This window comes from Paraburkholderia sp. BCC1886, from assembly GCF_900996245.1.
Lineage (GTDB): Bacteria > Pseudomonadota > Gammaproteobacteria > Burkholderiales > Burkholderiaceae > Paraburkholderia.
This window is the reverse complement of the sequence record NZ_CAAJGK010000040.1, coordinates 152,793-174,238: the sequence shown is the minus strand read 5'-3', so window position 1 is coordinate 174,238 and position 21,446 is coordinate 152,793. Positions and strand designations below refer to the sequence as shown.

The 21,446-nt window shown below is 62.6% G+C and carries 23 protein-coding genes; 13 read left to right on the top strand and 10 right to left on the bottom strand.

Going from position 1 to position 21,446, the window contains the following annotated elements; all coding sequences use genetic code 11:
- Positions 1-480, top strand: a 480-nt coding sequence (locus FQ746_RS09865; RefSeq protein WP_222105861.1) for an electron transfer flavoprotein subunit alpha/FixB family protein, incomplete at its 5' end; no start/stop codon positions are given.
- A 110-nt stretch (positions 481-590) separates the two neighbouring features.
- On the top strand, positions 591-2,381 hold the full coding sequence (locus tag FQ746_RS09860) for an acyl-CoA dehydrogenase (RefSeq protein ID WP_144108905.1): 1,791 nt from the start codon (positions 591-593) through the stop codon (positions 2,379-2,381).
- A 92-nt stretch (positions 2,382-2,473) separates the two neighbouring features.
- Here FQ746_RS09860 and FQ746_RS09855 read toward each other — a convergent pair whose 3' ends face one another.
- A complete protein-coding gene (locus FQ746_RS09855) occupies positions 2,474-3,760 on the bottom strand; it encodes a D-amino acid dehydrogenase (protein WP_144108903.1) in 1,287 nt (428 codons plus the stop codon).
- A 187-nt stretch (positions 3,761-3,947) separates the two neighbouring features.
- On the opposite strand from FQ746_RS09855, the gene FQ746_RS09850 reads away from it, so the two are divergent.
- Both FQ746_RS09850 and FQ746_RS09845 read left to right on the top strand, forming a co-directional pair.
- Complete coding sequence (locus FQ746_RS09850) at positions 3,948-4,439, top strand: Lrp/AsnC ligand binding domain-containing protein (RefSeq protein WP_144108901.1); 492 nt, start codon at positions 3,948-3,950, stop codon at positions 4,437-4,439.
- A gap of 69 nt (positions 4,440-4,508) precedes the next feature.
- Positions 4,509-5,663: a PA0069 family radical SAM protein gene (locus FQ746_RS09845; protein WP_144108899.1), complete on the top strand. Its 1,155-nt coding sequence runs from the start codon at positions 4,509-4,511 to the stop codon at positions 5,661-5,663.
- Positions 5,664-5,694: 31 nt separating this feature from the next.
- Here FQ746_RS09845 and FQ746_RS09840 read toward each other — a convergent pair whose 3' ends face one another.
- Positions 5,695-6,189: a TM2 domain-containing protein gene (locus FQ746_RS09840; protein WP_144108897.1), complete on the bottom strand. Its 495-nt coding sequence runs from the start codon at positions 6,187-6,189 to the stop codon at positions 5,695-5,697.
- Between the two features lie 148 nt (positions 6,190-6,337).
- Positions 6,338-7,414, bottom strand: coding sequence for a PQQ-dependent sugar dehydrogenase (locus FQ746_RS09835; protein ID WP_260853967.1), 1,077 nt, complete (start codon positions 7,412-7,414; stop codon positions 6,338-6,340).
- A 280-nt stretch (positions 7,415-7,694) separates the two neighbouring features.
- On the opposite strand from FQ746_RS09835, the gene rpsP reads away from it, so the two are divergent.
- The 6 genes from rpsP (at position 7,695) to FQ746_RS09805 (ending at position 11,963) form a co-directional block, all read left to right on the top strand.
- Positions 7,695-7,949, top strand: a complete 255-nt coding sequence (gene rpsP, locus FQ746_RS09830; protein ID WP_144108929.1) for a 30S ribosomal protein S16 — start codon at positions 7,695-7,697, stop codon at positions 7,947-7,949.
- 96 nt (positions 7,950-8,045) lie between these two features.
- Positions 8,046-8,783, top strand: a complete 738-nt coding sequence (rimM, locus tag FQ746_RS09825) for a ribosome maturation factor RimM (protein ID WP_144108893.1) — start codon at positions 8,046-8,048, stop codon at positions 8,781-8,783.
- Positions 8,784-8,808: 25 nt separating this feature from the next.
- Positions 8,809-9,576 (top strand): tRNA (guanosine(37)-N1)-methyltransferase TrmD, encoded by a 768-nt coding sequence (gene trmD, locus FQ746_RS09820; RefSeq protein ID WP_144108891.1) that lies wholly within the window; start codon positions 8,809-8,811, stop codon positions 9,574-9,576.
- A gap of 144 nt (positions 9,577-9,720) precedes the next feature.
- A complete protein-coding gene (gene rplS, locus FQ746_RS09815; protein WP_144108889.1) occupies positions 9,721-10,110 on the top strand; it encodes a 50S ribosomal protein L19 in 390 nt (129 codons plus the stop codon).
- A 91-nt stretch (positions 10,111-10,201) separates the two neighbouring features.
- Positions 10,202-10,909, top strand: coding sequence for a CoA pyrophosphatase (locus FQ746_RS09810; protein WP_144108887.1), 708 nt, complete (start codon positions 10,202-10,204; stop codon positions 10,907-10,909).
- 115 nt (positions 10,910-11,024) lie between these two features.
- Positions 11,025-11,963: a CobD/CbiB family protein gene (locus FQ746_RS09805; protein ID WP_144108885.1), complete on the top strand. Its 939-nt coding sequence runs from the start codon at positions 11,025-11,027 to the stop codon at positions 11,961-11,963.
- A gap of 59 nt (positions 11,964-12,022) precedes the next feature.
- Here FQ746_RS09805 and FQ746_RS09800 read toward each other — a convergent pair whose 3' ends face one another.
- Genes FQ746_RS09800 through FQ746_RS09790 form a run of 3 tightly spaced genes read right to left on the bottom strand, consistent with a single transcriptional unit; the run spans position 12,023 to position 14,571 of the window.
- Complete coding sequence (locus tag FQ746_RS09800) at positions 12,023-12,340, bottom strand: DUF2007 domain-containing protein (protein ID WP_144108883.1); 318 nt, start codon at positions 12,338-12,340, stop codon at positions 12,023-12,025.
- A gap of 15 nt (positions 12,341-12,355) precedes the next feature.
- Complete coding sequence (gene rsgA, locus FQ746_RS09795) at positions 12,356-13,315, bottom strand: ribosome small subunit-dependent GTPase A (protein ID WP_144108881.1); 960 nt, start codon at positions 13,313-13,315, stop codon at positions 12,356-12,358.
- The gene (locus FQ746_RS09790; RefSeq protein ID WP_144108879.1) at positions 13,312-14,571 is read right to left on the bottom strand and encodes a M48 family metallopeptidase; all 1,260 of its coding nucleotides are present in this window, start codon (positions 14,569-14,571) and stop codon (positions 13,312-13,314) included. Before FQ746_RS09790 ends, rsgA begins: the two co-directional genes overlap by 4 nt.
- A 98-nt stretch (positions 14,572-14,669) precedes the next feature.
- Between FQ746_RS09790 and orn the strand changes: the two genes are divergently transcribed.
- Positions 14,670-15,287, top strand: a complete 618-nt coding sequence (gene orn / locus FQ746_RS09785; protein WP_144108877.1) for an oligoribonuclease — start codon at positions 14,670-14,672, stop codon at positions 15,285-15,287.
- A 24-nt stretch (positions 15,288-15,311) separates the two neighbouring features.
- Here orn and mog read toward each other — a convergent pair whose 3' ends face one another.
- Positions 15,312-15,941, bottom strand: coding sequence for a molybdopterin adenylyltransferase (gene mog, locus FQ746_RS09780; protein WP_409932393.1), 630 nt, complete (start codon positions 15,939-15,941; stop codon positions 15,312-15,314).
- Between the two features lie 4 nt (positions 15,942-15,945).
- Positions 15,946-16,554 (bottom strand): ribosome biogenesis factor YjgA, encoded by a 609-nt coding sequence (yjgA, locus tag FQ746_RS09775; protein WP_144108873.1) that lies wholly within the window; start codon positions 16,552-16,554, stop codon positions 15,946-15,948.
- A 184-nt stretch (positions 16,555-16,738) separates the two neighbouring features.
- On the opposite strand from yjgA, the gene pmbA reads away from it, so the two are divergent.
- Entirely contained in the window at positions 16,739-18,109 is a 1,371-nt protein-coding gene (pmbA, locus tag FQ746_RS09770) for a metalloprotease PmbA (RefSeq protein ID WP_144108871.1), read from the top strand.
- A gap of 102 nt (positions 18,110-18,211) precedes the next feature.
- On the opposite strand, the gene FQ746_RS09765 is transcribed toward pmbA, so the two are convergent.
- Entirely contained in the window at positions 18,212-18,712 is a 501-nt protein-coding gene (locus FQ746_RS09765; RefSeq protein ID WP_144108868.1) for a dihydrofolate reductase, read from the bottom strand.
- A gap of 108 nt (positions 18,713-18,820) precedes the next feature.
- On the bottom strand, positions 18,821-18,979 hold the full coding sequence (locus FQ746_RS34750; protein ID WP_186310681.1) for a hypothetical protein: 159 nt from the start codon (positions 18,977-18,979) through the stop codon (positions 18,821-18,823).
- A 791-nt stretch (positions 18,980-19,770) separates the two neighbouring features.
- Between FQ746_RS34750 and FQ746_RS09760 the strand changes: the two genes are divergently transcribed.
- Positions 19,771-21,171: a sigma-54 dependent transcriptional regulator gene (locus FQ746_RS09760; protein ID WP_144108866.1), complete on the top strand. Its 1,401-nt coding sequence runs from the start codon at positions 19,771-19,773 to the stop codon at positions 21,169-21,171.
- Positions 21,172-21,446: the final 275 nt, after the last annotated feature.

Below are 21,446 nucleotides of genomic sequence, written 5' to 3'. Positions count from 1 at the left end.
GACGCGGTCGCAGCCGAAGGCGGCAGCGCGACGGTCGAGAAGATCGAAGCCGCAGCCGACAGCGGCATCTCGCAGTTCGTCTCGCGCGAAGTGACGAAGCTGGACCGTCCGGAACTGACGTCGGCCAAGATCATCGTGTCGGGTGGCCGGGGTCTCGGCAGCGGCGAGAACTACACGAAGGTGCTCGAACCTCTGGCCGACAAGCTGAACGCCGCACTCGGCGCATCGCGCGCCGCTGTGGATGCAGGGTTCGTTCCGAACGACTATCAGGTCGGACAGACCGGCAAGATCGTCGCACCGCAGTTGTATATCGCGGTCGGCATCTCGGGTGCGATCCAGCATCTGGCCGGGATGAAGGACAGCAAGGTGATCGTCGCGATCAACAAGGACGAGGAAGCGCCGATTTTCAGCGTCGCCGACTACGGTCTGGTGGGTGACCTGTTCACCGTCGTGCCGGAACTCGTCAGCGGATTAGGCTAAGCGCCGCTTAGTCGCCACCCAGTAGGGCGACAGCATCCGGCACAGGAAAGGGCGCGGGACCGAGCAAGTCCGGCGCCCTTTTTTTATATCAAGACAGGAGGAGAACTGAAATGAGCTATACGGCGCCGATCAAGGACATGCTGTTCGTGATGAAAGAACTGGCCGGTCTCGACACCATCGCGACGCTGCCGGGTTTCGAAGACGCCAACTTCGATACGGCGCAGGCCGTGCTCGAGGAATCGGCGAAATTGTGCGGCGAGGTGCTGGCGCCGCTGAACGTCGAAGGCGACCGCAATCCGAGTAGCTGGAAAGACGGCGTCGTGACCGCGACGCCTGGCTTCAAGGAGGCGTTCCGCCAGTTCGGCGAAGGCGGTTGGCAAGGCGTGCAACACCCGGTCGACTATGAAGGTCAGGGCTTGCCGAAGCTGATCGCCACGCCGTGCGTCGAAATGCTCAATGCGTCGAACCTGTCGTTCGCGCTCTGTCCTCTGTTGACCGATGGCGCGATTGAAGCGCTGCTGACGGCCGGCACCGAGGAGCAGAAACAGACTTACGTGCCGAAGCTCATCTCCGGCGAATGGACCGGCACGATGAACCTGACCGAGCCGCAAGCCGGTTCCGATCTCGCGCTGGTGCGCACGCGCGCCGAACCGCAGGGCGACGGTTCGTTCAAGGTGTTCGGCACCAAGATCTTCATCACGTGGGGCGAGCACGACATGGCGAAGAACATCGCCCATCTCGTGCTGGCGCGCACACCGAACGCACCCGACGGCGTGAAAGGCATCTCCCTTTTCATCGTGCCGAAGTTTCTCGTCAATCCGGACGGCTCGCTCGGCGAGCGCAACGACGTGCATTGCGTGTCGATCGAACACAAGCTCGGCATCAAGGCGAGCCCGACCGCGGTGCTGCAATTCGGCGATCACGGCGGTGCGATCGGTCATCTGATCGGCGAAGAAAATCGCGGCCTCGAATACATGTTCATCATGATGAACGCCGCGCGCTTCGCAGTGGGCATGCAGGGCGTGGGCGTCTCGGACCGCGCGTATCAGAAGGCCGTGGCGTACGCGAAGGACCGCGTGCAGAGCCGTCCGGTCGATGGCTCGGCGAAGCAGCCGGTGGCGATCATCCGGCACCCGGACGTGCGTCGCATGCTCGCCACGATGCGTGGTCTCACCGAAGCGTCGCGCGCGCTCGCGTATGTGGCCGCCGCGCATTGCGACATCGCGCATCGTCACCCCGACGAAGCGACGCGGGCCGAACATCAGGCGCTGTATGAATATCTGGTGCCGATCGTCAAAGGCTGGAGCACCGAACTCTCGATCGATGTCACGAGCCTCGGCGTGCAGGTGCACGGCGGCATGGGCTTCATCGAAGAAACCGGCGCGGCGCAGTATTACCGCGATGCGCGAATCCTGCCGATCTACGAAGGCACGACCGCGATCCAGGCGAACGATCTGATCGGCCGCAAGACGGTACGCGATGGCGGCAAGGTGGCGAAGACATTGCTGGCGAGCATCGCCGAAACCATCGAAGCGCTCGGCGGCCAGTCGGGTGCGGCATTCGATTCGATGAAGAAGTCCCTCGAACACGGACACCGCTCGTTGAGCGCGGTGGTGGACTACGTGGTCGAGAACACGAAGCGCGATCCGAATGCGGTGTTTGCGGGCAGCGTGCCGTATCTGAAGCTGGCGGGCATCGTGCTGGGCGGTTGGCAGATGGCGCGTGCGCTGCTCATCGCGGCGCAAAAACGCGACGAAGATCCGTCGTTCTATGGCGCGAAGATCGCGACCGCGCAATTCTACGCGGAGCATGTATTGCCGCTGGCGTCGGCATTCGAGGTGTCGATCGTGAGCGCGAAGGGTGAGGAAAGCGTGCTGGCGTTATCGGACGATCAGTTCTGACCTGGCCACTCATTGCCTCGCTTCAAAACAAACGGCGCCTTGCAAGGCGCCGTTTGTTTTTGCTGCTCGACCGGGTCGGTGTGGCTTAGGCCTCAGGCGTAAGCCGGCCGATGCGCGCCTTTTGTCTCGCCGAGGTAGCGGTGCACCGAGAGGTCGTCTGCCTTGATGGCGGGTTGCTTGCCCGACATGACATCGGCGAGCAGTTGGCCCGAGCCGCACGACATCGTCCAGCCGAGCGTGCCGTGTCCGGTATTCAGGAACAGGTTGGCAAGCGGCGTGCGGCCGACGATAGGCGTGCCGTCCGGCGTCATCGGGCGCAGGCCGGTCCAGAACGTGGCCTTCGACGTATCGCCGCCGCCCGGGAACAGATCGTTCACGCACAATTCCAGCGTTTCACGGCGCGCTTGCCGCAGGGACTTGTCGAAGCCGACGATCTCGGCCATGCCGCCGACGCGAATGCGGTCGTCGAAACGGGTAATCGCAATCTTGTAGGTTTCGTCGAGCACGGTGGACACCGGCGCGGCCGCCGCGTCGACGATCGGCGCGGTGATCGAATAGCCCTTCAGCGGATAGACCGGAATCTTCACGATGCCGGAGAGGAAACTCGTCGAGTACGAACCGAGCGCGACGACGAACGAATCGGCACGCACCAGTTCGCTGCCGCATTGCACGCCGGCGATACGGTCGCCGGTCACGGCAAGCGCGTCGATAGGGGTGTTGTAGCGGAATTTGACGCCCAGTTGTTCTGCCAGCGCGGCGAGGCGCGTAGTGAACATCTGGCAGTCGCCGGTTTCGTCGCCAGGCAGGCGCAGACCGCCCGTGAGCTTGTGCGAAACGGCGGCGAGCGCCGGTTCAGCCTGCGCCAGCTCGGCCGGCGACAGCAGTTCGTACGGGACATTCGCTTCTTGCAATACGGCGATGTCTTTGGCGGCACCATCGAATTGCTGTTGCGTACGGAACACCTGCAGCGTGCCGCCGGTGCGGCCTTCGTACTGGATGCCGGTGTCGGCGCGCAATGCCTGCAGGCAATCACGGCTGTATTCGGCGAGGCGGACCATGCGGCCCTTGTTGACGGCATAACGCGACGATGTGCAGTTCTGCAGCATCTGCCACATCCATTGAAGCTGGAATTGTGTGCCGTCGAGCCGGATCGCCAGCGGCGCATGTTTCTGGAACATCCATTTGACAGCTTTGAGCGGCACACCCGGTGCGGCCCAGGGCGATGCGTAACCCGGAGAAATCTGACCTGCATTGGCAAAGCTGGTTTCCAGCGCGGGACCGGCTTCGCGATCGATGACGGTCACTTCGTGGCCGGCACGCGCCAGGTAATAGGCGCTCGTCACGCCAACGACACCACTGCCCAGGACGACGACTCGCATAGCTGCTCCAGGAGATTCAATAAGATGAGTGGGCGCTGTGCTCGTCGATTCGCTGAATTTCCTATTTCGTTCGCGCAATTCAATCGATTAACGAGGTTCAAGGCGGCTGGCCCAGTGTTAGCCGCTATACTATTAACGTTTTAATAGGTTTTGTTATTGTATTTTTTGGATTTTCAGTAAAAACATTATGCGAACACAGCGACAACCGGTCCGGGCGCTCGACAAGCTCGATCACAAGATCCTGCGGCTACTTCAGGAGGACGGCCGGATGGCGATGAAGGACCTCGCCGAGCAGGTCGGGTTATCGGTGACGCCCTGCATCGAGCGGGTCAAACGGATGGAGCGCGACGGTGTCATCACCGGCTATCACGCGCGGGTCAATCCGGCCGAGCTGGGTGCGGCGCTGCTGGTGTTCGTGGAGATCACGCTCGATCACAAGAACGGCAATATGTTCGACCAGTTTCGCCGGGAGGTGCAGAAGATTCCCGAGGTCCTGGAATGCCATCTCGTGTCAGGCGACTTCGACTATTTGATCAAGGCGCGCATCGGCGAGATGGCCGACTATCGCAAGCTGCTCGGCGACATCCTGCTGCAATTGCCCGGCGCGGTGCAGTCGAAGAGCTATGTGGTGATGGAGGAGATCAAGGAGACGCTGACTATCGCGGTCGGCGAGCCGTAACGGTCTCGACAAACGGCGTAAACACTGTATATTTGTACAGGTTTTTACGCCGTTTTGTATGCCACCTCCGTGACCGACTCCGACCTCTCTTCCGCTCAGGAATTTCCGATTGCTCCGCCCGCGCCTCGCAAGGGGCGCGGCGCGGTCACCAACTTGCAAGGTCGTTACGAGGTCGATCAGCGGGAAGTCGTCGACGACGGCTGGCAATCCTCGTCGGATGCGCCGGGCGACGAACCTCCCGCGCTACGAACGCAGATTTTCGAGGAGCGCGCAAAGAGCATCCTGACACGCAACGCGTCGCCGGATATTCCGTTCAGCGTGTCGCTCAATCCCTATCGCGGCTGCGAACACGGTTGTATCTACTGCTTCGCTCGCCCCACGCATAGTTATCTCGGTCTGTCGCCGGGGCTGGATTTCGAAAGCCGTATCTACGCAAAGATCAACGCGCCTGAATTGCTCGAGCGGGAACTGGCGAAGAAATCCTACGAGCCCGAACCCATCGCGCTGGGCGTCAACACCGACGCGTGGCAGCCCGCGGAGCGGGAATTGCGACTGACACGACGGGTCGTGGAGGTGCTGAGCGAGCATCACCATCCGTTCGCAGCCATCACCAAGTCCTCGCTGATCGAGCGGGATATCGACCTGCTCGCGCCCATGGCGGCGCGCGGTCAGTTCATGGCGGCCATCACCATCACCACGCTGGACGCCGACATCGCCCGCACGCTCGAACCGCGCGCGGCCACGCCGTCGCGTCGGTTGCGCACCATTCGCACGTTGAGCGAAGCCGGCATTCCGGTCGGCGTCAGCATCGCGCCGGTCATCCCATTCGTCACCGAGCAGGATCTGGAGCGCGTGCTCGAGGCCTGCGCCGAGGCGGGCGCGACCAACGCCAGCTATATCGTGCTGAGATTGCCGTGGGAAGTCGCGCCGCTCTTCAAAGGCTGGCTCGCGGCGCATTTTCCCGATCGTGCCGATCGGGTCATGGCGCGTGTGCGCGATATGCGGGGCGGCAAGGACTACGACGCCAACTTCTCCAGCCGGATGAAGGGCGAGGGCTTGTGGGCGGATTTGCTCAAGCAGCGCTTCTACAATGCCGTACGCCGTCTGGGAATGAACCGGCGCGATCGCGGCATTCTGGATATGTCGCACTTTCGCCGGGTAGAACTGGGGCCGGTGCAGGTCGGGCGCACGGGGCGGGACGATCCGCAACTGGATCTTTTCTAGCGCCTGCGACCTGCAGGCCTCGCCATCGGGTTTATTGCGACAACGCTTTGGCCGCTTCGACCTGACTTTCGAAGTAAGTCTGGAATGAGATCGCGAGGCCCGTCATCAGCAGGAAAGCGCCGATCAGCAGCGAAAAGATCACGATGAAGATCACCGTCCAGCCCGAGCGGCTTTTGCGCGGGGTGTCACGGTTGAATTGCGCGTCCCATTTTTCATCCGGACGCAGCCCGTAGACGATTGCGGCGAGAAAGGCGGCCAGGAGCGAAATGCCCCCAGCGAACGCCAGCGCCCAGCCGGGCATCGACGCGCGTTCGGTCGCCACCACCAGCAAGACGCCCGGAATGCCGATCAGCGTGGCGAGCAGATGCGCCCAGCCATAAATGTCGCGCTTGCCATACAGATAGAAACGATGCGCGCCGAGGCTACCGAAGAAAAAAGCGAGCGCTGCGGTCAGGGTCTTCGACCGGAAACGTCCGGAGTGTGAGGAGTCCGGGGAATGCGGCAGATTCGGAACGGAAGTGGACATGTAGACGGTGCGGGTAGCCGGCGGTCGAAAGGAGCGGTGCGCCAATCGGCGCGGAACGACGCGCATTCTACGCCCGGCCGGGACGACGTGACCACGGCATGTGGCCGGGGGCAGGGCGCTCATGCGGGCGGCATGCGGCTACGACGCGTTATGGCGCCTTGTAGGTGACACGGTAGATGGCGCCGGCGTAGTCGTCGCTGATCAGCAGCGAACCGTCGGGCAGCGGCAGCACGTCGGCGGGGCGGCCCCAGACCTTGTCGCCGGGTTGGAGCCAGCCTTCGGCAAAGACTTCCTGATGGGCGTTGCTGTCGTTCGGCGCGGTTGTCACCCGTACTACGCGATAGCCGACTTTCTTGCTGCGATTCCACGAGCCGTGTTCGGCGATAAAAATGCTGTCGCGATACGCCGACGGGAACATGTCGCCGCGATAAAAGCGCATGCCGAGCGCGGCGACGTGCGCGCCGAGTTGCACCACCGGCGGCGTGAAGGCACTGCACGGGTGACCTTTGCCGAATTCCGGGTCGGGCGTGTCCCCGCCGTGGCAGTAGGGGAAGCCGAAATCCATGCCGGCGCGCGGCGCGTGGTTGAGCTTGTCGCTCGGCACGTCGTCGCCCAACAGATCCCGACCGTTGTCGGTGAACCACAGCTCGTGCGTACCCGGCTGCCACGCGAAGCCGACCGAATTGCGCACACCGCGCGCGACGACTTCGTAGTGGCTGCCGTCCGGGTCCATCCGTCCGATCAGTCCGTACCGATCACGGTCTTTCAGGCAGATGTTGCACGGCGCGCCTTGCGGCACGTACAGCTTGCCGTCCGGTCCTAATGCGATGAATTTCCAGCCGTGGGCGTCTTCGGTGGGTAACGTGTCGATCACCACGGCCGGCCGGGGTGGATCGTTCAGATGGGTATCGATCGCGTCGAAGCGCACGATTTTCGACACGGCCGAGACGTACAGCGCGCCGTCATGCCAGGCCACGCCTGCCGGCGTTTCGAGGCCCGCGGCGATCACGTGCCGGGCGCTCACGCGGCCATCGCGCAATTCGAGCGCATAGATGTGGCCGTCGAGACTGCCTATATAGAGCACGCCTTTCGGCGAAATCGACATGGCGCGTGCGCTCGGTACGTCGTCCGAAAGCACTTCGATGTGAAAGCCGGGCGGTAATTTGATGCGCTCCACCGGCAGTGCGGCAAAAATTGGCAGGCTGGAGCTTGTCAGCGTCAGCATGACTATCGCTTGAAGAAGCCGATTGCGACGCCCCCGGATCGAGTCGTGCAAGGTTGCGAGGCCAGCGCGGATGGACAACGCCAGGGCAGGCAGCAGCGGGACTTTCATGTGCGCTCCGTCAGGAGATCCGGGCGTCCGGACACGGCCGGAAGGCCGCGCCTGGACGGTCAGTGGGGACCGGATGCTGAGTTTATCCCGGTAAGTGTTTGTTATGGCGTTGCTTTCCCGCTATAATCGCGTGTTTCAGTCGTTCCGAACCCCGGTTTTCAAGGATTCTAGTATGGTCATCATCCGCTTGGCTCGTGGCGGCTCCAAGAAGCGCCCGTTCTACAACATCGTCGCAACCGATTCGCGTAACCGTCGTGACGGCCGCTTTATCGAACGCGTTGGCTTTTACAACCCGGTCGCTACCAAAGGTGAAGCACTGCGTATCGCTGCAGACCGCCTGACGTACTGGCAAGGCGTTGGCGCACAATTGTCGCCGACCGTTGCACGTCTCGTGAAAGAAGCGCAGAAGGCTCAACCGGCTGCTTAACCAGGCAACCGCGATAGGCAACCGCGACGCAGCCGCAAGGCAATTGCGAACCAAGCGCGTGCAGCCAATCGTCGAAGTTGGCAGTGAGGGTTTTTCATGTCTGAACGTGATTCCGGCAATTCAGGTCGCGTGAAGGCAGCCGCCCCACGCACGAAGTCGTCTGTCCAGGCGCCGTTCGGAGCATTCGTCCGCAAGCCGGTCGAACGTGCCGAACCCAAGGTGAAAGTCGAAGTGGCTGGCCAATCCCGATCCGGTCTGGACGCCGCAGAAATGCGTGCGGAGACGGCGGAAAGCTGGCCATCCGACGCGGTAGAAGTCGGTGCGGTCGTCGACGCTTACGGCCTCAAAGGCTGGGTCAAGGTGGCGGCGCATGCCGACGCCGGACACGGCGGCGACGCACTGCTGAGCGCTAAGCGCTGGTGGTTGCTCAAAGGCCACGAGCGCAAGTCGGCGCCGTCATTGCAGGCAAAAACGCATAGCGACAGTGTGGTCGCCCAACTGGGCGGCGTCACCGACCGCGACGTTGCGCTGGCACTGCGCGGTACCCGCATCTATATCAGCCGCAGCGAATTCCCGGCTCTCGAGGCCGACGAGTTCTACTGGGTCGACCTGCTCGGCCTGGACGTGGTGAACCTTGCCGGAGTCAACCTCGGCAAGGTGGCGGACATGATCGACAACGGTGCGCACTCGGTGTTGCGTATCGAATATCCGGATACCGACCAAAACGGTAAGCCGGTCACCGGCGAGCGTTTGATCCCGTTCGTCGGCGTCTTCGTCAAAACGGTGGACCAGGCGGGCAAGCAGATTACCGTCGACTGGGAAGCCGACTATTAAAATTTTTCGCTGACTGGAGAGAGCGATGCAGTTCGATGTCGTCACGCTCTTTCCGGACATGTTTCGCGCGCTGACCGACTGGGGTATCACCAGCCGGGCGGCGAAGCAGGCGCGTTATGGTTTGCGTACGTGGAATCCGCGCGATTTCACGACCGACAGCTACCGTACGATCGACGATCGCCCCTACGGCGGCGGCCCCGGCATGGTCATGCTGGCCAAACCGCTGGAAGAAGCGATCGGCGCGGCGAAGGCAGCGCAGGTGGAGCAGGGTATTGGCGCACCGCGCGTCGTCATGATGTCGCCGCAAGGCGCCACGCTGAATCACGAGCGGGTCATGCAGTTCGCGGCGCAGCCCGGTCTCATCCTGCTGTGCGGTCGCTACGAAGCGATCGACCAACGTCTGCTCGACCGGGTCGTCGACGAAGAAGTGAGTCTCGGCGACTTCGTGTTGTCCGGCGGCGAGTTACCGGCCATGGCGTTGATGGATGCCGTCGTGCGTCAGTTGCCAGGCGTGCTGAACGATTCGCAGTCGGCGGTGCAGGACAGCTTCGTCGACGTGCTGCTCGATTGCCCGCACTACACGCGGCCGGAAGAATACGACGGCGTGCGCGTACCCGATGTCCTGCTCGGCGGTCATCATGCGGAAATCGAAGCCTGGCGTCGGCGTGAAGCGCTGCGCAACACGTGGAACAAACGGCCCGATCTGATCGTGAAGGCCAGAAAGAACAAGATGTTGAGCCGTGCCGACGAGGCATGGCTTGCAAGTCTCGCGAAGGAAGAGTCGAAGGCGTAAAGCCGGGGTCTTTCCAGCGGACACCAGGCGGCGTCGCCCATGCGTGGACGGCGCCAGATGTGAACCCATCCTCTATCGGGGCCGTAGCCGAGTGTTTTCACGAGGCAGGTACGAACGCCGACAAGATGGATTTAGGAGTCAGTCATGAATCTGATTGCAAAACTCGAGCAGGAAGAAATCGCGCGCGCCCTCGGCGAGAAGACTATCCCCGAATTCGCCCCCGGCGACACGGTGATCGTCAGCGTGAATGTGGTTGAAGGTACGCGTAAGCGTGTTCAGGCTTACGAAGGCGTGGTCATCGCCAAGCGTAATCGTGGTCTGAATTCGTCGTTCATCGTCCGCAAGATTTCGTCGGGCGAAGGCGTCGAGCGTACGTTCCAGACGTACTCGCCGCTGTTGGCAAGCATCGTCGTGAAGCGTCGTGGCGATGTGCGTCGTGCAAAGCTGTACTACCTGCGCGACCGTTCGGGCAAGTCGGCCCGGATCAAGGAAAAGCTGGTCGCGAAGAAAGATCGCGCCGCTGTCGAAGCGTAAATGCTGTAAGAAAAAGCACCCCTCGCGGGTGCTTTTTTGTTTGCCAGGTCAAAATAGCGGCTTATCCCTATCCGCCTATTCGAGAGACCCGTTGATCCGCCTCGCATTTGAGCCTGAATCTTTGCCTGTCGAAGCGACAGGTGCCGATCTGCCGCCGGTGGCCGAAGGGCGTCTTACGCCCGAGGGTCTGCGTGCACGCTTCGAGCAACATCTGGACTGGACGCTCGAGCCGATTATCGAAACACCCTGGCGCGACACGCATGCCGACCCGCGCGTGGCCGCGGTACTGGTGCCGCTGGTCGTCCGCGACAACGGCCTCGCCGTACTGCTGACGCAGCGCGCCGATCATCTGAACGATCATGCCGGCCAGGTGAGTTTCCCGGGCGGCCGTCACGAACCCTTCGACACCGACGCCACCGCGACGGCGCTGCGCGAAGCGCAGGAAGAGGTAGGCCTCGACCCGACCCGCGTCGAAATTCTCGGCGCATTACCCGACTACCTGACAGGCACCGGCTTCCGTGTCACGCCGGTGGTCGGCCTCGTGCATCCGCCGTTCACGTTGAAAGCGGATGCTTTCGAAGTGGCCGAAGTCTTCGAGGTTCCGCTCGCGTTTCTGATGAACCCCGCGCATCACGAAGAGCGTGTGTTCCGTCATGAAGGCGGCGAGCGTCGTTTTTTCGCGATGCCGTATCCGCGGGACGGTCACCCGGGCAGCGCCGGCGAGCCCGGCGGTCACTACTTCATCTGGGGCGCGACGGCCGCCATGCTGCGCAACTTCTATCGTTTCCTGCGGGCATGAGCGCCGTTGGCCGTTGCAATCGTAGGGTGTTTGTCAGCGGCGCTGCTCAGTCGCATCCGACCCTGTGCTATCGTTCTGACTCACACGTAAAAACTCAAAAAGCACGGCGCATCGCATGACCTTTTTCTCCGTATTGCTGGCTCTGATCATCGAACAGGTACGCGCGCTCGCGCTGAATAATCCTGTTGCAGCGTTGCTTCAATACCATGCGGAGTCCGCAGCGCACGGCTTCGACGCCGGCAAGTCGAGGCATGGCGTGCTCGCCTGGCTCGTCGTAGTCCTGCCGTGGACGCTAGCCGTCGCACTCGTTTATTACGTGCTGTATCACATTCACTTTGCGCTGGCGTTTCTCTGGAACGTCGCGGTCCTGTACTTCACGCTGGGCTTCCGCCAGTTCAGCCATTACTTCACCGACATCCACCTCGCGTTGAACAACGACGACGTGCCGCGCGCCCGCGAAATTCTCAACGAGTGGACCGGGCTCGATACCGTCGACATGCCCGTCAGCGAGATCGTGCGGCACACGCTCATTCACGCCGTGGTGGCATCGCATCGCCATGTGTTCGGCGTGTTCTTCTGGTTCCTGATTCCGGTCGGTCCGGCCGGCGCCGTGTTGTATCGCATCGCCGAATATCTGGCGCGCGCGTGGGTGCGCCCGGCGGACGATCGCACGGTGGCGTTTTCGAATTTCGCGCAGCAGGCTTTCTTCGTGATCGACTGGATTCCGGCGCGGCTCACGTCGCTCGGCTTCGCCATCGTCGGTAACTTCGAGGACGCGATTTATTCATGGCGCAATCATGCGCGTCAGTGGCCGGATACCAACGACGGCGTGTTGCTCGCTGCAGGCAGCGGTGCGTTGGGCGCGCGGCTGAGCGGCCCGCTCGCGGAGCCGTCGAGTCTCGACGCGCTCGCCACCGGTGACGGCGGTCCGATGCAGGTGGGCGACGACTGCACGCCGCGCACGTTGCAATCGGCTGTGGGCCTCGTGTGGCGCGCCGTGGTGTTGTGGATGATCCTGCTGTTGATGCTGACCATCGCGGTGTGGCTCGCTTAAAGCCACTCGAGGTTAGCGGGATAAAAAACCGGGTGAGCCAACCCGGTTTTTTTTATGCCTCAAGCGAACGGATCGCGCGCCGTCCCACACTGCCAGCACACGGTGAATTGCGCCTCCAGCGTCTCGCTGCAAGACTGGCAGTGCCACGAAGGCGAGCCCGCTGCCGGCCCTTGCGCGGCGGCATCGAGTAGACGACGCGCGAGCGCCTCGTCGCGATCGTCGACGAGCCACAACTCCGGTGCGCATTGGTCGGCCGGAATATCGCCGAGCGCGCCGTTCAGATACCGGTTGTGCAACTCGCAGGCGATCCCTGCCGTGGCCAGCAGATTGATCCAGTGCTGTCCGATGATCAGATTCGGCGCGCGCATCAGTTTCATCGTGATCCCGGCGCGTCAGCGCACGATCTGGCTGGCTTCGTGGACGAGTTGCGCATACAGCGCGTGCCGTTCGCGCCGGATGCGGCCATCGGCGACCGCTTCCAGAATCGCGCAGCCCGGCTCGTGCAGATGATGGCAGTTATAGAACCGGCAGTTCGCCAGCAGTGGCCGGAATTCAGGGAACGCGCGTTCCAGCCGTCCTTCGGTCAGATGATGCAGACCGAACTCCTGAAAGCCCGGCGAATCGATCAGTGCGCCGTCGATGCCGCCGCTGCCTTCGGCCCCGTCACGCAGTGGGTAAAGCCGCGTGAAGGTGGTGGTGTGCCGCCCGCTGTTCAGCGCCGTCGAGATTTCGCGCGTGGCGACTTCGGCATCGGGAATCAGCAGATTTACCAAAGTCGATTTGCCCATCCCGGACTGGCCGAGCAGCAAGGTCGAATGACCGCGCAGATGGTCGATCAACGTTGCACGCGCGATGTCCGGCTGGGTCTTGATCGACACTTCCACGACCGTATAGCCGAGCGCGCGATAACGCTCGAGCCGCGCCCGCGCGCCCGCCAGTTCCGCGACCACGTCGGTCTTGTTCAGCACGACCAGCGGCTTGAGTTCGTTCGCTTCGGCGGCGACCAGCGCGCGACCGAGCAGGTCTTCGCTGAAATGCGGTTCGGTGGCGAGCACGATCAGCAACTGGTCGAGATTCGCCGCGAAGAGTTTCGACTTGTACTGATCCGATCGATACAGCAGGTTGCGCCGCTCGCCGATCTCGACGATCACGCCCTGATCGGCGGAGGTCGGTTCGTAGAGCACGCGATCGCCCACCGCCACCTCGCTGCGCTTGCCGCGCGGGAAACACTGCAGCATCGGGCTGCCGTCTTCCGGCGCGACCAGGTAGTGACGGCCATGGGCGGCGATGACGAGGCCACCGACGCGGGTGGTCGACGGCGCGCGCGGCGCTTTCGGGGAGCGGCCGCTCATGCGTGCCGCAGCAGACGGTCGATCCGCTGCGACGCCGGCGGATGCGAGTAGTAGAACGCGGTGTAGAGCGGGTCGGGCGTCAGGGTCGACGCATTGTCTTCGTACAGTTTGACCAGCGCGTTGACGAGATCCTGCGCATCGGTTTGCGTCGCGGCGAAGGCGTCGGCCTCGAACTCGTGCTTGCGCGAGCTCAGGCTGCCGAGCGGCGTGACGAAGAACATGAACACCGGGACGGCGAGGAAGAACAGCACCAACGCGAGACCGCTATTGCCGCCGATCAGCGACGGCCGCACGCCCAGTCCTTCGTAGAACCAGACGCACTGCGTGAGCCAGCCGAGTAGCCCGAGCATGACGAGGCTGATTGCGAACGTGACCAGCATCCGCTTGATGACGTGACGCCGCTTGAAGTGACCGAGTTCGTGCGCGAGCACGGCTTCGATTTCGTTGCCCGACAGGCGCGCGAGCAGCGTGTCGAAGAACACGATGCGCTTGGCCGCGCCGAAGCCGGTGAAGTACGCATTGCCATGCGCCGAACGGCGGCTGCCGTCCATCACGAAGAGGCCTTTGGCGGCGAAACCGCAGCGTTGCATCAAGGCTTCGATGCGGCTTTTGAGCGCCTCGTCCTTGAGCGGCTCGAACTTGTTGAAAAGCGGCGCGATGAACGACGGATACAGCACCAGCACCAGCATCTGGAACGCGACCCACACGACCCACGTCCACAGCCACCACAGGCTGCCGGCCTGATTCATCAGCCATAGCACGACGAACAGCAGCGGCAGCCCGAATGCCGCGCCGAGCAGCGTGCCCTTGAGACGGTCCAGGAAGAAAATGCCTTTGCTCATGCGGTTGAAGCCGAAGCGCTGTTCGACCACGAACTGACGGTAGTAGTCGAACGGCAGATCGATTACGCCGTTGATCGCCAGCACGGCGGCAACCAGCACGATCTGGCCGACGTAGCCGCGACCGAGCCAGTCGGAGATAGACAGATCCAGCCACTGCACGCCGCCGAGCAACGTGAGCCCGATCAGCACGGCTGCGCCGACGACGATTTCGATCATGGTGAGACGGGTGCGCTCGACGGTGTAGTCGGCGGCGCGCTGGTGCGCGGTGAGCGCGATGGTGTTGGAGAATTGACTCGGCACCTGCTCGCGATGGCGGGCCACGAAGCGGATTTGCCGCGACGCGAGCCAGAGTTTGGTGCCGACCATCGCCACGACGGCGACGATGAACAGAACGGTGAAGGTCAGGGTAGGCATCCGGGGATTCCGTGGTAACTATGCGAGAATTATATGTTTCTTCCCGCTTTGCAGCGGGGCGTGCTTAATCAGCGCCAACTCATACTCGACCAATCTTCATGACTGATATCCTCGCCTCCACCGACTCGTCGCCGCTCGTGCGCAGCGACATGAATCTCGTCTGGCTCGACATGGAAATGACCGGGCTCGAACCGGACACCGACCGCATCATCGAAATCGCGGTGGTGGTGACCAATTCGACGCTCGACCGGCTGGTCGAGGGACCGGTGCTCGCGATTCATCAGAGCGACGAGACGCTCGCCAAAATGGATCAGTGGAATCAGAACACGCATGGCCGTTCGGGGTTGATCGATCGGGTGAAGGCGTCGACGGTGAGCGAGGCCGACGCCACCGAACAGATTCATGAGTTTCTCGCGCAATACGTGCCGCCGGGCAAGTCGCCGATGTGCGGCAATTCGATCTGCCAGGACCGCCGCTTCATGGCGCGCTGGATGCCGGACCTGGAGCGCTTCTTCCATTACCGCAACCTCGACGTCAGCACGCTGAAGGAATTGTGCCGCCGCTGGCAGCCGGCCATCTATAAGGGTTTCCAGAAGCGCGCGATGCACACGGCGCTCGCCGACATTCACGAGTCGATCGACGAACTCAAGTACTACCGTGAGCACTTCCTGATCCCGGGCGTGCCGGACGCGCCGGACGAAGCTGCCGCGCAATAAAGCCCACGAAGCAGCCGCGCCGGTTCAATCCGGCCGGGGCGCGCGTACGGCGTTCTTCGGCCGGAACGCCTTCACGACCTCGGCGTTCGTCTCCATATAAGGGCCGCCGATCAGGTCGATGCAGTACGGCACCGCGGCGAAAATACCCGGCACTTTCACGGCGCCGCTTTCGCTATCACGCAAACCTTCCAGCGTTTCGCGAATCGACTTGGGCTGACCCGGCAAATTGACGATCAGCGCCGCATGCTGCGCAGTTTCCCGGATCACCGCGACCTGGCGCGACAGAATCGCGGTCGGTACGAAATTCAGGCTGATCTGCCGCATCTGTTCGCCGAAACCGGGCATCTCTCTGGTCGCCGCCGCGAGGGTCGCTTCGGGCGTGACGTCGCGGCGCGACGGGCCGGTGCCGCCGGTTGTCAGCACCAGGTCGCAGCCGATGTCGTCCACCAGTTCGATCAGCGTTGCCGAGATGGTCGGCGCGTCGTCCTGAATCAGGCGCGTGACCGTCTGGAACGGCGAGGTCAGCGCACTGCCCAGCCACTCCTGCAACGCCGGGATGCCCTTGTCTTCGTACACGCCGGTCGACGCGCGGTCGCTAATGGACACGATACCGATGACGATTTCGTCTGCATGACGACGCTCGGGCTTTGGCATGGGCCTAGTCGTCGCGCTCGTCATCGTCGTCGAGCGCCGGGTCGGCGTCGGTTTCGCTATCGGCGGACGGACCGTCCGCGTTCTTGATCCACTGGAACAGTTCGCGGAAGTAGCGCGGCGGCTTGCTCTGCTGCGCTTCCTTGCGTGCATTGCGGATGAGTGTGCGTCCTTGCTGCGGGTCGGCATTCGGATGCTGACGGATGAATTCGGTCAGCGCGACGTCGTCGGCGAGCAGCTTTTCGCGGGTGCGCTCGATCCAGTGCAGCTTGGCCGTTTCCGCCTTGTTGACGCCGTTATACGTGTCGAGCGCGGTGCGCAGTGCGGCGGTTTCCTCGTCGAGCAGCGAGCGCATGACGCGGCCCACGTATTGCACCTGGCGGCGCTTGCCTTCGTGGTCGGTGATGCGGCGCGCTTCGCGCACGGCGTCGTCGAGCTTCTCGGGCATCGGCATGCGCTTGAGCGCGTCCTTGGGCAGCGCGATCAGCGCCGATCCCAGTTCCTGCAACTCGTGCATGTCGCGTTTGAGTTGGGACTTGCTGGGACGGTCGTAACCGTTCTCGTCGACTTCCGGCTCGGCGGTTTCGATGGGTTGAATGCGGGTTTTGCGTGTCATGGCGATATTGTAACGTGCCGCGCCGGCACAGCCCCGTGCGCGCCCGCCGTGCAGGTGAATGCCAGGTACGGCTGCGCTTACCTTGTTATGATCGCGGGATGCTTAACGACGCCCATGCAAGCGTAACGACGTGACATGGGCGAACACACAGGGCCGCTCGGCCCCGAACAGGACGGCAACCACAATGGCAGCAGACATGGACGTCAAGCAGCGCTTTTTTCCGCATACCCAGGATGAGCTGAAGGAAATCGCCTCCGACATCCTTCGTCACGCAAAGTCGCTCGGCGGCACCGATGCGGCCACCGAGATTTCCGAAGGCGACGGCCTGTCGGTCTCCGTGCGGCGCGGCGAAGTCGAAACGATCGAACACAACCGCGACAAGATGGTCGGCGTGACGGTGTTCATCGGCAATAAACGCGGCAATGCGAGCACCTCGGACTTTTCATCGCAGGCGCTCAAGGATACGGTGGCCGCCGCCTACAACATCGCGCGCTTCACGGCCGAAGACGACTGTGCGGGACTCGCCGAAGCCGAGTTGCTCGAGACCGCGCCGCGCGATCTCGACCTTTATCACCCGTGGAATCTGTCCGCGGACGAAGCCGTCGAAATCGCCCGTCGTGCGGAAGATGCTGCATTCGCGACGGATCCGCAGATCAAGAATTCGGAAGGCGCCAGCGTCTCGGCGCAACACTCGCAATTCGTGCTGGCCACCTCACGCGGTTTCCTCGGCGGCTATCCGTTCTCGCGGCACTACGTGGCCTGCGCGCCGATTGCCGGCAGCGGCCGCAACATGCAGCGCGACGACTGGTACACCTCCACCCGCAACGCCGCCGATCTTGCCGATCCCGAAGCCGTCGGCCGTTATGCCGCGCAGCGCGCGCTGTCGCGCATCGGTGCGCGCGGTCTCGATACGCGCAAGGTGCCGGTGCTGTTCGAAGCGCCGCTCGCCGCGGGTATCCTCGGTGCGTTCGTGCAGGCGACGAGCGGCGGCGCGCTGTATCGCAAGACGTCGTTTCTGGTCGACAGCCTGGGCAAGCCGGTGTTCGCGCCGCACATTCAGGTGGTCGAAGACCCGCACGTCGCGCGTGCAATGGGCAGCGCACCGTTCGACGAAGAGGGCGTGCGCACGCAGAAGCGGTCGGTGGTCAAGGACGGTGTCGTGGAAGGCTATTTCCTGTCGACCTATTCGGCGCGCAAGCTTGGCATGAAGACGACGGGCAATGCGGGCGGCTCGCACAACCTGTCGTTCCGCAGCTCACTGACGCGGCCGGAAGACGACTTCGAAGCAATGCTCAAGAAGCTCGGCACGGGCCTGTTGCTGACCGAGCTGATGGGGCAGGGCGTGAACTACGTGACGGGCGATTATTCGCGTGGCGCGTCCGGTTTCTGGGTCGAGAACGGCAAGATCCAGTACCCCGTCGAGGAAATCACGGTGGCGAGCACGCTGCAGGAAATGTTCCGGCATATCGTCGCGGTCGGCGCGGATACGCTCACGCGCGGAACGAGGGAAACCGGCTCGGTGTTGATCGAACGAATGACGATCGCCGGGCAGTAGGACTGAACGCCGAACGTGAATCCGGCGGCAAAGAAAACGCCACGCATGTTAATGCGTGGCGTTTTTCATTTGAGCTGGCGAGAACGGTGGGTTCAGGCGAGCTCACGTGCCCTTGCGCCGGTACGTCACGAACGCGTAGTCGAAGTCGTTCGGTGCATCCGCACGGTGCGTTTCATGCGCGATCTCTTCCCATTCCTGTTCGTCGAGTTCGGGGAAGGTGGCGTCGCCGGCGAAGTCCGCCGAAATTTCGGTGACGATCAGCTTGTCCGCTTGCCGCAAGCCTTCCGCATACAGCTGCGCACCGCCGATCAGAAACGCTTCGGGCGCCTGGTCCTGCGCCGCGAGTTCGAGGGCATCCGCGAGATTGGTGGCCGCGTCGCAACCCTGAAAGCGGCGCGTGGCGTCCCGTGTCACGACGATGTTGCGGCGCCCCGGCAGCGGCCGGCCGATCGATTCATGCGTCTTGCGCCCCATGATGATGGGCGCGCCCATGGTCGTGCGTTTGAAAAACGCGAGGTCTTCGGGAAGTCGCCAGGGCAACTGGTTGTCGCGGCCGATCACGCCGTTGTTGGCGCGAGCGACGATCAGGGTAAGCGTCGTCATCGAATGGAAGGGAGTACGTAACCTGAAGGATTCTACCTGAGGCGCCTCGCCGTCCCGGCGCACGGAATCCGCTCGCAGGGAGCGGGCGCGAGGCGTCACGCAGGCCGCCTAGTGCAATCGGGTCGGCTTCGCTGCGTGGCTCGCTAGATGACCTTGCGCCGCCCGCGTGTTGTCGACCGGAACCGGCCGCGGCGCGGGTGGCGCGATTTCGTCCCACAGAGTGACGTGCGAATCGCCTTCGGCGCTCGTGCTGGAACTTGTCTTCATGGCCATTCCGGAGGGGGCGGCACGCGTCGGCGACGCCGTGCGGTCCTCCGTCAAAATAGGATTCAGAAATGCACCATCGTTCGGAATGCCGTGTCTGCCGGTCGTCAAAGGTGTGATCGAAACTGGCCCCGGGAAGTCTCCGGTTGCTGAAACCGGCTGCGCGCGAACTTCGCCCGCCAGCAGGTGCAGCAGCACTGCGCCACCCAGCGCGGCGCGCCGCGCGAGTGTTTTTAAATCGGTTCTTAAACCTTGTCGCATATTTTGTCTCCGTTTGGTGAGACATATAGCGAAACACGTGCCATTGCTTGCAATCCATTGCTGAGCCGCAATGCGACGCGTAAATGCCGCGGGTTACTCGCGTAATTCGGACAAAAGTGTTTCAACGTTGAAACGATTGGCAGGAAATACCTGTAAATTGTTAATTCGAACGGTATGAAGTACCTTTTTCCTGCTTAATCCAATAGACTTCGTACGTTAAATCATTGGTCGGCTGAATAACCCCGGTTCCAGCAGCGGAGGTCCGCCCAACGGGCACTTGCGGATTAAATTCGCATAATTGTTTTCCGCGCGGCGCGTGTATAGTAAGCTCTCGAAAAAGAAGTTCATCTTAAAAAAGTCCGATAACGGGCTGTCTTAAACACACACGCCGCTTTCTTGGGGATCAGCTGTCCGCACGGAATGGAATGGCCGTTCGGTTTTTGCTTTTGCGAATCCCGGACGAGTCAGCGTGTCTGAACGTGGTTCAGGTACGTGCATCATCCTTAACGTTCGTTGACGAGAGGATCTGAAGAATGGAACCCGCAACGCGGCAACTGATTTACGTTTCGCGCGACCCTAGCGCGGAATTGAACACCCGTTTCAACCAGCGCGGCTGGCAGGTCGAAGTCGTTGGATCGGCGCGCGATGTGCGCCGGGCCGTTCGCGCCGGTGCGGCAGCGGGCGGACTGCTCGATCTGTCCAGCAATTTCCAGCCGCACGAAATTGCGGCTTTCGAGTCCTGCCTGACCTTGCCGAACGTCGGCTGGGTCGCGGCGACGATGCCCGGCCAGTTGCAGGACGTGGCCTTGCGCCGGCTCGTGCGCGACTACTGCTTCGACTACGTCACGGTGCCCTACTCAGGCGACCGTATCGTCGATTCCGTCGGTCACGCTTACGGCATGGTGTCTCTCGGCGAACCGGCTTCGAACGACGCATCGCAAGGTGCAGAAGGCGAGATGGTCGGCTCGTGCGATGCGATGCTTGCGCTGTTCCGCTCCATCCGCAAAGTGGCCATGACTGACGCGCCGGTGTTTATCTCCGGCGAATCGGGCACTGGCAAGGAATTGACCGCGGTGGCGATTCACGAACGCTCGGCGCGCCGCAATGCGCCGTTCGTGCCGATCAACTGCGGTGCGATTCCGCCGCATCTGTTGCAATCCGAACTGTTCGGCTACGAGCGCGGCGCGTTTACCGGCGCCAATCAGCGCAAGATCGGCCGCGTGGAAGCCGCCAATGGCGGCACGCTGTTCCTCGACGAAATCGGCGATCTGCCGCTCGAAAGCCAGGCAAGCCTGCTGCGCTTCCTGCAGGAACGCAAAGTCGAACGGCTGGGCGGTCACGGTGCGATCGACGTCGACGTGCGCATCATCTCCGCCACGCACGTGGATATGACGGCGGCGATGATCGAAGGGCGGTTTCGCTCGGACCTGTATCACCGTTTGTGCGTGCTGCAGATCGACGAACCTCCGCTGCGCGCGCGCGGCAAGGACATCGAACTGCTCGCGCGGCACATGCTGGAGCGCTTCAAGAAAGACGCGAGTCGCCGGCTGCGGGGTTTCGCGCCGGACGCGATCGCCGCGCTGCACAACTACGGCTGGCCGGGCAATGTGCGCGAACTGATCAACCGGGTGCGGCGCGCCATCGTAATGTCGGAAGGGCGGGCCATCACGGCGCGCGACCTGGAACTCGGCGAGTATGTCGAGATCGTGCCGGTGTCGCTTGCGCAGGCGCGTGAAGCCGCCGAGCGGCAGGCCATCGAACTGGCTCTGCTGCGCCATCGCGGACGGCTCGGCGATGCGGCCCAGGAACTCGGCATCTCGCGGGTCACCCTGTATCGCCTGCTGTGTTCGCACGGTATGCGTCACATGGAAACCGAACCACTGAGCAACGCGTCGCACGGCGGCGAATTGCCGGCTTCAGTGCCGCATCTTTGAGAGGAGCCGAAGGACCGTTGCAGATGAACCGTAGTTAAACGTTTGACGTGCCTCGCGGGTCTCGCGGGCCGTTATAACGCTTCTGTTTTCTCGCCTTGCAATCATCCCTATCGCTGCTTTAACGACTACGCGCGCTCGGCTCGTAGTGGTTCGGTCTGTCGCGTCGATTTTTCAACGCTGCGCGGCTCGATCGGACGGCAGCGGGCCGCGCTTGCTAAAATCGGGTTTTTCGCCAATTTCCGTGGCGCACGCCCGAGTCCGGCAAGCGTCCCGTC

Excerpts from the sequence above, each read along its gene's own strand:
- FQ746_RS09860 (WP_144108905.1), top strand. The coding sequence starts at position 591 with ATGAGCTATACGGCGCCGATCAAGGACATGCTGTTCGTGATGAAAGAA.
- FQ746_RS09855 (WP_144108903.1), bottom strand. The coding sequence starts at position 3,760 with ATGCGAGTCGTCGTCCTGGGCAGTGGTGTCGTTGGCGTGACGAGCGCC.
- FQ746_RS09850 (WP_144108901.1), top strand. The coding sequence starts at position 3,948 with ATGCGAACACAGCGACAACCGGTCCGGGCGCTCGACAAGCTCGATCAC.
- FQ746_RS09840 (WP_144108897.1), bottom strand. The coding sequence starts at position 6,189 with ATGTCCACTTCCGTTCCGAATCTGCCGCATTCCCCGGACTCCTCACAC.
- FQ746_RS09835 (WP_260853967.1), bottom strand. The coding sequence starts at position 7,414 with ATGCTGACGCTGACAAGCTCCAGCCTGCCAATTTTTGCCGCACTGCCG.
- rpsP (WP_144108929.1), top strand. The coding sequence starts at position 7,695 with ATGGTCATCATCCGCTTGGCTCGTGGCGGCTCCAAGAAGCGCCCGTTC.
- rimM (WP_144108893.1), top strand. The coding sequence starts at position 8,046 with ATGTCTGAACGTGATTCCGGCAATTCAGGTCGCGTGAAGGCAGCCGCC.
- trmD (WP_144108891.1), top strand. The coding sequence starts at position 8,809 with ATGCAGTTCGATGTCGTCACGCTCTTTCCGGACATGTTTCGCGCGCTG.
- rplS (WP_144108889.1), top strand. The coding sequence starts at position 9,721 with ATGAATCTGATTGCAAAACTCGAGCAGGAAGAAATCGCGCGCGCCCTC.
- FQ746_RS09805 (WP_144108885.1), top strand. The coding sequence starts at position 11,025 with ATGACCTTTTTCTCCGTATTGCTGGCTCTGATCATCGAACAGGTACGC.
- FQ746_RS09800 (WP_144108883.1), bottom strand. The coding sequence starts at position 12,340 with ATGAAACTGATGCGCGCGCCGAATCTGATCATCGGACAGCACTGGATC.
- rsgA (WP_144108881.1), bottom strand. The coding sequence starts at position 13,315 with ATGAGCGGCCGCTCCCCGAAAGCGCCGCGCGCGCCGTCGACCACCCGC.
- FQ746_RS09790 (WP_144108879.1), bottom strand. The coding sequence starts at position 14,571 with ATGCCTACCCTGACCTTCACCGTTCTGTTCATCGTCGCCGTCGTGGCG.
- orn (WP_144108877.1), top strand. The coding sequence starts at position 14,670 with ATGACTGATATCCTCGCCTCCACCGACTCGTCGCCGCTCGTGCGCAGC.
- mog (WP_409932393.1), bottom strand. The coding sequence starts at position 15,941 with ATGCCAAAGCCCGAGCGTCGTCATGCAGACGAAATCGTCATCGGTATC.
- yjgA (WP_144108873.1), bottom strand. The coding sequence starts at position 16,554 with ATGACACGCAAAACCCGCATTCAACCCATCGAAACCGCCGAGCCGGAA.
- pmbA (WP_144108871.1), top strand. The coding sequence starts at position 16,739 with ATGGCAGCAGACATGGACGTCAAGCAGCGCTTTTTTCCGCATACCCAG.
- FQ746_RS09765 (WP_144108868.1), bottom strand. The coding sequence starts at position 18,712 with ATGACGACGCTTACCCTGATCGTCGCTCGCGCCAACAACGGCGTGATC.
- FQ746_RS34750 (WP_186310681.1), bottom strand. The coding sequence starts at position 18,979 with ATGAAGACAAGTTCCAGCACGAGCGCCGAAGGCGATTCGCACGTCACT.
- FQ746_RS09760 (WP_144108866.1), top strand. The coding sequence starts at position 19,771 with ATGGAACCCGCAACGCGGCAACTGATTTACGTTTCGCGCGACCCTAGC.